The 11,549-nt window shown below is 66.9% G+C and carries 11 protein-coding genes and 2 tRNA genes; 2 read left to right on the forward strand and 11 right to left on the reverse strand.

Annotation, left to right across the window (positions count from 1 at the left end):
• Positions 1 to 39 precede the first annotated feature (39 nt).
• The 5 genes from A6A40_RS09425 to A6A40_RS30385 all read right to left on the reverse strand — a co-directional run bounded on the left by A6A40_RS09425 (position 40) and on the right by A6A40_RS30385 (position 5,511).
• Entirely contained in the window at positions 40 to 1,566 is a 1,527-nt protein-coding gene (locus tag A6A40_RS09425) for a UbiD family decarboxylase (protein WP_063635163.1), read from the reverse strand.
• Positions 1,567 to 1,763: 197 nt separating this feature from the next.
• Positions 1,764 to 2,486, reverse strand: a complete 723-nt coding sequence (gene phbB, locus A6A40_RS09430; protein ID WP_063635164.1) for an acetoacetyl-CoA reductase — start codon at positions 2,484 to 2,486, stop codon at positions 1,764 to 1,766.
• Positions 2,487 to 2,636: 150 nt separating this feature from the next.
• A complete protein-coding gene (locus A6A40_RS09435; protein ID WP_063635165.1) occupies positions 2,637 to 3,812 on the reverse strand; it encodes an acetyl-CoA C-acetyltransferase in 1,176 nt (391 codons plus the stop codon).
• Positions 3,813 to 3,925: 113 nt separating this feature from the next.
• Positions 3,926 to 5,152, reverse strand: a complete 1,227-nt coding sequence (locus A6A40_RS09440; protein WP_063635166.1) for an alpha/beta fold hydrolase — start codon at positions 5,150 to 5,152, stop codon at positions 3,926 to 3,928.
• Positions 5,122 to 5,511 (reverse strand): hypothetical protein, encoded by a 390-nt coding sequence (locus A6A40_RS30385; RefSeq protein ID WP_146191554.1) that lies wholly within the window; start codon positions 5,509 to 5,511, stop codon positions 5,122 to 5,124. Before A6A40_RS30385 ends, A6A40_RS09440 begins: the two co-directional genes overlap by 31 nt.
• A gap of 273 nt (positions 5,512 to 5,784) precedes the next feature.
• Between A6A40_RS30385 and phaR the strand changes: the two genes are divergently transcribed.
• Positions 5,785 to 6,426: a polyhydroxyalkanoate synthesis repressor PhaR gene (gene phaR, locus A6A40_RS09445; protein WP_063635168.1), complete on the forward strand. Its 642-nt coding sequence runs from the start codon at positions 5,785 to 5,787 to the stop codon at positions 6,424 to 6,426.
• Between the two features lie 250 nt (positions 6,427 to 6,676).
• On the forward strand, positions 6,677 to 6,895 hold the full coding sequence (locus A6A40_RS09450; protein ID WP_063635169.1) for a hypothetical protein: 219 nt from the start codon (positions 6,677 to 6,679) through the stop codon (positions 6,893 to 6,895).
• A gap of 20 nt (positions 6,896 to 6,915) precedes the next feature.
• Here A6A40_RS09450 and A6A40_RS09455 read toward each other — a convergent pair whose 3' ends face one another.
• The 6 genes from A6A40_RS09455 to mepA form a co-directional block, all read right to left on the reverse strand.
• Positions 6,916 to 8,031, reverse strand: coding sequence for a glutathionylspermidine synthase family protein (locus A6A40_RS09455; RefSeq protein WP_236783786.1), 1,116 nt, complete (start codon positions 8,029 to 8,031; stop codon positions 6,916 to 6,918).
• A 420-nt stretch (positions 8,032 to 8,451) separates the two neighbouring features.
• Positions 8,452 to 8,808, reverse strand: coding sequence for a hypothetical protein (locus tag A6A40_RS09460; protein WP_063635171.1), 357 nt, complete (start codon positions 8,806 to 8,808; stop codon positions 8,452 to 8,454).
• 208 nt (positions 8,809 to 9,016) lie between these two features.
• Positions 9,017 to 9,092 (reverse strand) — tRNA-Ala (locus A6A40_RS09465).
• Positions 9,093 to 9,125: 33 nt separating this feature from the next.
• Positions 9,126 to 9,212, reverse strand: a tRNA-Leu gene (locus A6A40_RS09470).
• 131 nt (positions 9,213 to 9,343) lie between these two features.
• Positions 9,344 to 10,291: a methyltransferase domain-containing protein gene (locus A6A40_RS09475; protein ID WP_063635172.1), complete on the reverse strand. Its 948-nt coding sequence runs from the start codon at positions 10,289 to 10,291 to the stop codon at positions 9,344 to 9,346.
• 200 nt (positions 10,292 to 10,491) lie between these two features.
• Positions 10,492 to 11,460, reverse strand: a complete 969-nt coding sequence (mepA, locus tag A6A40_RS09480; protein ID WP_063635173.1) for a penicillin-insensitive murein endopeptidase — start codon at positions 11,458 to 11,460, stop codon at positions 10,492 to 10,494.
• Positions 11,461 to 11,549: the final 89 nt, after the last annotated feature.

Here is an 11,549-nt window from a genome sequence, read left to right on the forward strand (position 1 = left end):
TCTCCCGACCCTGGTCGGGAGAGGGTGGTCATCGTCACCTCATTTCCAGATCGGTTTCCCGCTGCCCGGCAGGCCGTAGAGGTCCCACTTCCGGCTGACCTTCTCCACGACATCGTCGGTCATGTGGAGCTTCTCGCCCCATTCGCGCTTGGTCTCCGGCGGCCATTTGTTGGTGGCGTCCAGGCCGACCTTGCCGCCCAGGCCCGATTCCGGGCTGGCGAAGTCGAGATAGTCGATCGGCGTTCCTTCGATCACCGTGATGTCGCGGGCCGGATCCATGCGGGTCGAGATCGCCCACATCACATCCTTCCAGTTCCGCGCGTCGATGTCGTCGTCCACGACGATCACCCATTTCGTGTACATGAACTGGCGCAGGAAGGACCAGACACCCATCATCACCCGCTTGGCGTGGCCGGGATAGGCTTTCTTCATGCTGACCACCGCGATGCGGTAGGAACAGCCTTCCGGCGGCAGCCAGAAATCGACGATCTCCGGGAACTGCTGGACCAGCAGCGGGATGAAGACCTCGTTCAGCGCCTCGCCCAGCACCGACGGTTCGTCGGGCGGACGGCCGGTGAAGGTCGAGAGATAGATCGGCTTGCGCCGCATCGTCATGGCGGTGACGGTGAAGACCGGGAAGGGCTCGACCGAGTTGTAATAGCCGGTGTGATCGCCGTAGGGCCCCTCATCGGCGTATTCGTCGAGGCTGACATGGCCTTCCAGGACGATTTCCGCCTGGGCCGGCACCTTCAGCGGCACCGTCTTGCACTCCACCAGCTCCACCTTCTTGCCGCGCAGCAGGCCGGCGAACTGGTATTCCGACAGGGTGTCGGGCACCGGTGTCACCGCGGCCAGGATGGTGCCCGGATCGGCCCCCAGCACGACGGCGCAGGGCAGCGGCTCGCGCTTGCCGCCCTTCTTTTCTTGATGGGCGGCCCAGCGGTGATGATGCTGGGCGCCGCCGCGGTGCTTCAGCCAGCGCATGATGGTCTTGTTCCTGCCCAGCACCTGCATGCGGTAGATGCCGAGGTTGAAGTCGTCCTCGCGCTTGCCCGTCGGCCCCTTGGTCACCACCAGCGGCCATGTGATCAGCGGTGCCGGTTCGCCCGGCCAGCAGCCCTGCACCGGGAGGCGGCCGAGGTCGATGTCGTCGCCGGTCAGCACCACCTCCTGGCAGGGGGCCGAGCCGACCGTCTTCGGCTTCATCGACAGCACGGTCTTGGCGAGCGGGATCAGCTCCAGCGCCTCGCGGAAGCCGCCCGGCGGCTCCGGCTGCTTGAGGAAGGCCAGCGTCTCGCCGACGGCGCGCAGCTGGTGCGGCTCGCGGTCCATGCCCCAGGCGACCCGCTCCACCGTGCCGAACAGGTTGACCAGCACCGGCATCTCCGAGCGCGTGCCGTCGGCCTTGATGACATTCTCGAACAGCACCGCCGGGCCGTTTTCGGCCAACAGGCGGGTCTGGATCTCCGTCATCTCCAGCACGCTAGACACCGGCTCCTTCACCACCACCAGCCGCCCCGTCTTCTCCAGCCGGTCGATGAAGTCGCGCAACGAGGTGTAGGGCATCGCAGGGTGTCCAATGTGGTGGTGCATCCGAAACGGACGATAACCTTCAACTCGGCGGCCGGTCCGTCAAGTGCGGCGGGGGCTGTTTCAAAAACAAAAACCCCTTCCCCGCCCCCCGGCGGACCAAGGGTCCGGCCGGGCGCGGGAAAGGGGCTTCGTCATGATTCACGAACCGGGGTGCGAGACCCGACGCGGGATCAGTACATGTGCTGGCCGCCGTTGACCGACAGGGTCGAGCCGGTCATGAAGCCGTTGTCGTCGTCAACAAGGTACAGCACGGCCTTGGCGATCTCCGACGCGCGGCCCAGGCGGCCGACCGGGATGCGGGCGACGATCTTCTCCAGCACGTTGGCCGGCACCGCGCGCACCATGTCGGTGTCGATGTAGCCGGGAGCGATGGCGTTGACGGTGATGCCCTTGGCCGCGCTCTCCTGCGCCAGCGCCTTGGTGAAGCCATGGATGCCGGACTTCGCCGCGGCGTAGTTGACCTGACCGTACTGGCCGGCCTGGCCGTTGACCGAGCCGATGTTGACGATGCGGCCGAAACCGCGCTCGCGCATGCCGTCGATCACGTTGCGGCACATGTTGAAGCAGGAGGACAGGTTGGTGTGGATCACCTTCTCCCACTGGTCGTAGGTCATGCGGTGCATCACGCCGTCACGGGTGATGCCGGCGTTGTTGATGAGCACGTCGACCGGGCCCAGGTCGGACTCGATCGCGGCGATCCCCTTCTTGCAGGCGTCGAAGTCCGCGACGTCGAACTTGTAGGTCGGGATGCCGGTGCGGGCGGTGAACTCCTCGGCCGCCTGATCGTTGCCGGCATAGTTGGCGGCGACCTTGTAACCGGCATTCTTCAGGGCGACGGCAACCGCCTCGCCGATGCCGCGGGTGCCACCAGTGACGACTGCAACACGAGCCATAGTTCTTCTCCCCAGATTTTGTGATGATTGGTTGGTTTCTTTGAATTTTTGTTGTTGGGCATGGGACACCCCCCGCAGGTCCGGCGGGTGTTCCAAACCTTCAAGCGAAGCGGACCGCTTGCCGGATCGGAAAGCGGTCCGTTCGGTATCTCAATCGCGCTGGACGCAGAGGGCGATGCCCATGCCGCCGCCGATGCACAGGGTGGCGAGACCCTTCTTCGCGTCACGCTTCTGCATTTCGAACAGCAGCGTGGTCAGCACGCGGGCGCCCGAGGCACCGACCGGATGGCCGAGCGCGATGGCGCCGCCATTGACGTTGACCTTGCTGGTGTCCCAGCCGAGATCCTTGTTGACCGACAGCGCCTGGGCGGCGAATGCCTCGTTCGCCTCGATCAGGTCGAGGTCGTCAACGGTCCAGCCGGCCTTTTCCAGCGCCTTGCGCGAGGCCGGGATCGGGCCGGTGCCCATGATCGCCGGATCGACGCCGGCGGTCGCCCAGGAGACGATGCGGGCCAGCGGGGTGACGCCGCGCTTGGCCGCGTTCTCCGCCGTCATCAGCACCAGGGCGGCGGCGCCGTCGTTGATGCCGGAGGCGTTGCCGGCGGTCACCGTGCCGTCCTTCGAGAAGGCCGGGCGCAGCTTGGCCAGGGATTCCACCGTGGTGCCGTGCTTCGGATACTCGTCTTCCGACACGACGACGTCGCCCTTGCGGCCCTTGATGGTGACCGGGACGATCTCGTCCTTGAAGCGGCCCGACTTCTGGGCGGCCTCGGCCTTCTGCTGGCTGGCCGCAGCGAAGGCGTCCTGCTCCTCGCGGGTCAGCTGCCACTTCTGGGCGATGTTTTCAGCGGTGTTGCCCATGTGATAGCCATGGAAGGCGTCGGTCAGGCCGTCGCGCAGCATGGTATCGAGCAGTTCGGCGGAACCCATCTTGGTGCCGTTGCGCAGGTGCATGACGTGCGGCGCCATGCTCATGCTCTCCTGGCCGCCGACGACCAGGATGTGGGCGTCGCCGTTCTTGATCGCCTGATAGCCGAGCGCCACGGTGCGCAGACCGGAACCGCAGAGCTGGTTGACGCCGATGGCGGTCGCCTCCACCGGGATGCCGGCGTTGACGGCAGCTTGGCGGGCCGGGTTCTGGCCCTGGCCGGCGGTCAGGATCTGGCCAAAGATGACCTCGTTCACTTCCGCCGCGTCGGTCTTGGCGCGGGCCAGCGCTTCGCGGATCGCGACCTCGCCCAGAACGTGGGCGGGAACGGCGCTGAGGGCACCGTTGAAGCTGCCGATGGGCGTACGGGCGGCACCGGCGATGACAACTTCGGTCATTGAACGCTCCTCGAAATAGGACAGTTTTATTATAGCGCTGGTGGGACGCTCGGAGTGGTGGTTACCTTAAGTCGAGGACTGTGACGGGTGCAAGCTGGCTGAAGGTCGCGGCGCTAACCTGTCGCAGCAAGCCATTCGGCCAGCGGACTCCACACTCCGCTCTCGGCGCCGGCACTCACCACCATTCCGATATGGCCGAGCGGCGGACGCAAAGTCCGGGCGGCAGGGATGGCCGCGGGCAGCGCAAGGGCGGATGCGGGCGGAACGATGCGGTCGCGCTCCGGGATCAGGGCGAGCGTGGGCACGCGGATGGAGGCGGGATCGACCGGCAGGCCGGCGACCATCCAGGCCCCCGCCACCGTGTCGTTGCGCCCGTACCAGCCGGCCAGGGCGTCGCGCGCCACCCCGGCCACCAGCGGCACCCCATCGTTCAGCCAGTCCTCCAGCGCGACGAAGGCCGCGGCGGCGCGTGACTCCGGCGCCATGCGGGCGAAGCTGCTGAACTTCTTCAGGGCCAGCAGCGGGTCGAGTTGGGCGAACAGCGCCTGCAGCGCATCGGTCGGCAACTCGCCCCAGCGCTCCAACGCCGGCCCCCAGGGCTGGATGAAGGCCGCCACCCGGCGGGCGGTGGCCGCATCCTCCGCGTGGAAATCCCAGGGCGTGGCCATCAGACCGAGCCCGGCGAGCGAGCGCGGCCGGCGCTGCGCCAGCGCCGCGGCCAGCAGCCCGCCCATGCAATACCCCACAACCGGAACCGGCCGCCCCACCGCTTCCACCACCACATCCAGCGCACGTTCCAGCCGTCCGGCGATGTAGTCGGTCAGGGTGAAGCGGCGCTCCAGCGGCCCCGGTCTGCCCCAGTCCAGCAGAAGCGGGCGGAAGCCGCGCGCCGCCAGCCAGCGCATCAGGCTCTTGTCACGCGACAGGTCGAGGATATAGGCGCGGTTGACCAGCGACGGCACGAACAGAACCGGCCGACCGCCGTCCCCGTCCCCATAATCGAGCAGGCGCGATCCGCCCTCGGTCCAGACCGCCGGCGGGTCGGGCAGATCACGGACATAGGGGTGACGGCGGTAGCGCTCGATCCCGGTCAGAACAGCGTCGATGCGGTGCCGGACCTCGCGGTCAACTTCCCGGCCCAGCCGGTCGCCGCCGCCCGGCTCTGCGTGGCCCTGCAGCCGGTCGGCCCGCGACATGTCCTCCCTCAGCGCCGCCGCCCGCTCCCTCAGCGCCGGATTCCAGGGCAGCGAGCCGTTCCTCAAGAGCGGCAATGCGGCCGATGAGCTGAGCAAGCTGCCCAGTGCCGCCGTCAGATGCAGGCCCAGCGGACGAGGCCCCATGCGGCGGGGCGTCCCCCCGCTTCCCCTTTTCCCCCGTCCTGTCCTGTGGGCGCTCGCTCATCGGAAGGCCGTCCGTAATGGGGAGAGACGTTGTGGAAGAAGGACGCCGGGCGGGGATCCCAACCGCTGCCGGGGATACCGCCGCCACCGAATCCGAACCCGGCAGGCCCGAAGGCGAAGGGGGCTGCGGCGGTTATTCCCTGCCCCATCATCTGGAACATCCGGGCCATCATGTCCGCCATCTCGGGATCGGCGGCGCTCGCCGTCCAATGGTCCTGCCACAGGTCCAGATAGCGGCGCGCCAGCGATTCATAGGAAGGCGGATCGGAAGGGGGGTCTGGTTGCGACGGGTCGGCCATGGGCGGATTATAAGGGCTGCAGGGGCGGATTGACCAGCACGGCATGCCTCCCCACCTGTCCTTCCGGGTATCGTCGGAGGCTGTCCGCTTGGGTCTTTCGTCGCCGTCCGCGCCGCGCCTCGGACCGCAACCGCGGCGCTATGCCGCGGCGCAACGCTGGACAAATTGCTATTCCTTCGAGTAGTCCTAATGACGGAACAATTTCCGCCGCAATGTCCCCGTATTCTGGAATATGATGGTTCCGGAATATGTCCCTTCTTGAAAGAGTCCGCGATGGCCGACAAGGAAGACCAGAAGTCCGCTCCGATCACGATCAAGAAGTACGCCAACCGGCGGCTCTACAATACCGCCACCAGCAGCTATGTCACGCTGGACCATCTCTGCCAGATGGTGAAGGACGGGCTGGACTTCGTGGTCTATGACGCCAAGACGGGGGAGGACATCACCCGCTCCGTCCTGACCCAGATCATCGTGGAGGAGGAGAGCAAGGGACAGAATCTGCTGCCCATCAGCTTCCTGCGCCAGTTGATCGGCTTCTACGGCGACAACATGCAGTCGGTCGTGCCGCGCTATCTGGAATATTCGATGCAGGCCTTCTCCCGCAATCAGGAACAGATGCGCGATTACTTCCAGAACACGCTGGGCGGCATGTTCCCGTTCGGCCGCCTGGACGAGGTCAGCAAGCAGAACATGGCGATGTTCGAACGCGCGATGCGGATGTTCACGCCCTTCGGCGTCGCCGGCGCCCCGGACGATGTCGCCGTCCAGCGTCCGGCCAGCCAGCCGGGCACCACGACGTCTCCCGCCCCGGTTGCGGCCGGCGCCACCTTCGACGAGTTGCAGAAGCAGATCGACGAACTGCAGAAGCAGATCGCCAGCATCGCAAAGCCGCCAGGCAAGACTGACGCGAAGTAGCCGGTCTGCATCAGGTTCCGGAGAACGGTCAGCACGGAAGGCGGGGTCATACCCCGCCTTTTTCATTGCGCCGGCCGGATCGGGCGCGCAGGCTTCGGGCCACGCATGGATCGGATCGCGTGGGAGCGAACGCGATTTGAAGCGCGACTCCGATCGCCGAACTCCAGAGGGCACCTTCTCGTCCACGGTGCCGGTCCGGCGGCTCCGCCGCGTGGATTCGGGCCGTCCATCCGTCAGGAGGGAACCGACCATGACCACCGAACTGACCGTCTCCATCACCCTGGCCAGCGACGATCCGCGGGAGGTTTCGCGGTTCGAGGACATGCTGCGCGACTGGCTCGACCATCAGCCGGGCGTCGCCGGGTTGGCCATCGCCGACCGCGGCACCGATCTGGCGACCGAGAACATCTGGCGCGCAGCCCGCAAGGCCACCTTCGGCCCGGCGCTGAAGAACCCCTTCGCGCCCTGACGGGCCGATCCCGCGAGCGATCAGCCCCTGAACAGGTGCGGGACCATCGCCCAATCCGGGCCGCCGCCAAGGCCTAGCCGCGGATCGGCAGATTCCCGCACCCCCATGCCCAGGCACTTGTCGCCGACGATCCAGGCCTGCAGGACGGCGCGGGTATCCTCCTCGCGGAAGCAGGACGGGGTTTCCAGCCACACCGCCCCGTGAGCGGCGACGTCGCCGCCGATCTCCGGCCCGTCGTCGGCAATCACCGCGCCATGGTCGATGACGCGGCTTGGCGCGCCGTCCAGCCCGTGGAAGGCCCGCACCGTCACCCTCTCCGCCCCGTCGATGCCGCTGGGGTCCAGCGCCGCACGGCACAGGTTGGGGTGGCGCGGATACAGCGAGGACAGCACCGCCAGCAAGCCATGGTTCGACCACAGCCAGCACCACAGCGGCGACAGCACACTCATGCCGCTGCTGCGCAGCCGCTGCAGGAACCCGTCGTCGGCCAACCCGTCCCAGGGATAGAGCTTCGCCAACCAGGAGATCGCCTGCCCCTCGTCGTCGAGGAAGCGCCGGCCATCCCAGGCGATGGCATGCAGCGGCAGCAGCCGGGTGTCGATGCCGGCCTCCGCCGCGGTGGCGGCCAGATAGACCAGTTCGCCCTCGCGCACCGGGTCGGGGGTGGCGCAGGTCGCATGCATGCGCCCGCGGCCGGGCACGCCCGCCGCCATCTCCTCCCAGCGCTCCACCAGGGCTTCGTGAAGACCGTTGAACTGGTTGGCATCGGGGGCCATCGCCTCCCGCCAGTTGCGCTGGATGATGGAGGCGGCGAACAGCCCCTCGCCGGTGTCGTAATTGCAGCCCAGCAGCTTGATGCTGTCGCGCCCGTCATAGGCCAGCGTCAGCCGGCCGGCGAGCCCGCCCGCCCGCTCGTTGCGCCGCCCGCCGGCCCAGTAATCGGCCCAGGACGCTTCCAGCATCCGCGCCAGATCGCCACGGATACCGAGCGCGGCGAACAGCTTGTGCTCCACCACATGGCGCACGGCGACGGCGATCATGCTGTGCAGTTCGTCCGCAACGCTTTCGATCAGGTCGATCTGCGAGGCGGTGAATTCATAAACGGTGTCCTCCCGCCAGCCGGCCCCGGCCGACATGGCGCGCACGCCATAAGGATATTTGCGGAGACCCGGGCGCCAATCGGCCCGCGGTTTCATCGTCGTCCTGCGCATGATTGTTCCGATCCCCTGCGTATCAGAACCGGGGAGCCGGACGGCACGCGGCGACGATTCGGCGCATGGAGGAGATGACGGGCGGCAGGCTGGTCAACTGTCCACTGGGCAACGCACTACTCCGGGGGAGTCCAATCCGTAGAAGACGCGGATGCTCGCGACGCAATCGCTGCGGCGCAAGCATGCGCCTTGCGTATGTAACCCGCCCCGCCGCGGCGCGCCAGCACGCATCCGCGATGGCTCCCCCCCGATCGGACGGGCAGCGGAAACGGACCGGACCGCCGCGACGCAGGGCCGCAGCGGTCAAGTTCCGCAATTCTATGGATGTCGACTGGAAAAGCCCCCTCAGACCAGACCAACCGAAGGACGCCGGGTGAGCGAACGCATCGCCCACACCGCCAGACGGCCGCGCCGCGGCTTCATCGCCACCGCCGGTCGGATCGGCGCCGCCACAAGCGCCGGCAGGTCGTCGCGCACGCCGCTGCCAAGGCGCCGGATCCGACGGGCCGCGAGGATGATGCGCAGCACCTCTTCTTCGGACACGGTACGGCGTGCCGGGCCGGCGGCGAGGCTCGCCGCCTCGCACAGGGCCGCCCGTTCGGCCAAGAGCCCGGTCAGGCCCTTGGCAGCCGCCGTCAATGCAGCTTCATCGTAAAGGGCGAGGACAAGCGTCCTCAACCCGTTTTCCATCCGTGTGGACATGGCGGGCGCTCCGGATAAAACGGAATGGCGTGCGGATCGATGCCGGTGGATCGGCAGACGGGATTATCCGTGCGCGGCACCCGTTCGGCCATGCGCCCCAAGGTGGTAACACCCTGACTGAGGCTCCGTGATGCTGGAAAGCCACAGTCGGCGTCGCGATCAATTTTCGAGGTGTCTGCTATGGTCCGCACAGACAGGCGGCAAGAAATGGTGGAGCCAAGGAGGATCGAACTCCTGACCTCTACAATGCCATTGTAGCGCTCTCCCAGCTGAGCTATGGCCCCACTATATTTCTTCTTGACCAACACAAGCAGTGTTGGTGCGCTTGGAGGGAGTCGAACCCCCACGGCCTTTCAGCCACTAGGACCTGAACCTAGCGCGTCTACCAGTTCCGCCACAAGCGCGTCCGCGTTTCTTGGGGTCACGCGGGGCGCTCTATGTACCCAGACCGACCGCCGCGCTCAAGAGAAAAAATGCAATCGCGCAAAAGTTTTTTCAGGGGGGAAGACGCATCATCGGCCGACACTCCCCGCCCCTACTCCGCCGGCTTGATCGCGTAGAACCGATAAACCCGCACGCCGGCCTCGATGGCGGCGACGCGGCGGGCCCAGAGTTCGACCTCCTCCATCACCGCCAGCTTGGTGGGGGTGTCGAGCTGGAACTTCTCCAGATGCTCGACCAGCCCCTGGATGGCGGACAGGATCAGGCCGCGGTGGGTGTCGGTGATGTCCTCGGCGATGCGGAGATCGAGGTTGCGCTGGGCGAAGGCGTTCGCCATGCGGTCCTTGGGCCACAGGTTCGGGGTCAGCGGTTCCTTGTCGCACCAGGTCTGGACCGCCTTGGCGGCCATCACGTCCGCTTCGGCGATGTAATCGGTGATCAGCAGATGGCCGCGCGGCTTCAGCGCCAGTTCCATCCCATCGAACATCTGCTCCTTGTCGCGGACGAAGAACAGGCCTTCCTTGTAGACGATGGCGTCGACGCGCTTGGGATAGCCGAAATGCTCGGGGTTGAAGGTCTCGATCGGTGCCTTCTTCTCCAGCCCCAGCTTGAAGGAGCGGACCATGCCTTCCTTCGCCAGCAGTTCCGACGCTTCCAGACCGGTTACCCAGCAGCCATACTTGCCCGCCATGGTGCGGCTGGTTCCCCCCAGCCCGGCGGCAAGGTCCAGAACGCTCATTGCCGGGTTCAATCCCAGCGGCTTGACCAGATAGGGGATATGATCGGCGCCGCCGGGCGTGTTGAAGCCCTCGCCCCACATCTTCTCCGCCACCTCGATGCGGGTGGCGGTCCACAGCGGCTTGCCCCAGCGGTTCATGCCTGGGCCGGGACCGGGGTTCGACTGCTGCGGCTCCGCCGACGCCTGCGGCGGCTCGTCACCCTTCCTGGTCTTCAGGCCGGACAGGTCATAGCCTTCCCACCAGGCATAAAGCCGCGTCTTCAGGCTCGGTCCGTGCCCGGACGATCCGTCCTTGTCCGTCATCGCCGTCGTCCATCCCATCGGCCGATATGCGCCGCCGGCATCCTCCCGTTCGGCGCCGCACGGCGCATCATCCCCGCGGTTGTCTCGTCACATCGAAACACACCACCCGCAAGAACCCCCGCAGTCTCAGGTTAGACTGACGCTAATTGCATGCAAGTGGAAAAATTTCCCTGCTGTAACGCCGCCTTTCGGGTGAGGCGTCAGCGCGCAACCTTGGCTGGCGCCGGATTCGCTTCCGGAAGGGAGGCCATGCGCGTGCCCGCCGCGTTCAGCACCGGAGCGCAGGCGGCGGGCATCTTTCGGACCACCCGCGGTTCCGGCTTGTAGCCCGGCGGCCGCTCGATGGCGGGGGAGGCGTTGCTCAGCCAGGACATCAACTCGTCGTCGCAGCCATCGCCGTCGGGCTGGGCCGTCTGCTGCTCGCACAGCGGGCTGCCGGCCGGACAGTTCAGGCGGATGTGCATATGGCCGTCATGGCCGTGCCAGGGCCGCAGCTTGTTCAGGAAAGCGCGGTCGGACCAGTTGCGCTGGCACATCGCCAGCTTGATCGCCGGGCTGACGAAGATGCGGGAAACCCGCGCGTCGCTGGCAGCGATCTGAACCATCTTCGCCTGCCGGTCCGACCAGTCCTCCGTCACGCTCATCCGGTCATAGTCGACGTATCTGATCTCTTCCAGCCGCTCACGGCCGGCACGCCCCATCGGCGGCAGGTCCAGCCGCAGCCAGACATCGGCATCGAGCCCGATCTGGTGGCTGGCATGCCCGGACGGCATCGGGCCGCCGCGCGCCTGCCCCATGTCGCCGATCAGCGCGGTGCCAAGCCCGGCGAGCGCCACCCGCTGACCGAAATCACGGAGCATGTCGACCAGAACCGGATGGCCGTAGTTGCGCTTGCGCGACAGGCGGATGACCTGATAGCCGACCCCTTCGGGCGGCAGGGCGCGGGCGCCGGCAACACATCCCGCGGCATAGCCGCCAATGGACTGCGCCGCCCCCAGCGACGGACCGGACACCGCCCCCCAGGCGACGCTGGTGGCATAGGCCGGGATCGGCGCCGGCTTCTTCTTCCGCTGCTTGGCATCGGCCCCACCTGACGCCAGCAGGGTGACCGCCAATCCGACGCACAGGACACCCCTGAAGGCACGCCCCCCGAAAGCGCGAAATTCCATATCCGTTCCCCGCATCGCCGCCAGCCCGCCACAGTTACGGCTATAGCGGAGTCGTGGTTAAGGAATGATGGAGGATGCATGCAGGCCGC

This window comes from Azospirillum humicireducens (assembly GCF_001639105.2).
GTDB classification, from domain to species: domain Bacteria; phylum Pseudomonadota; class Alphaproteobacteria; order Azospirillales; family Azospirillaceae; genus Azospirillum; species Azospirillum humicireducens.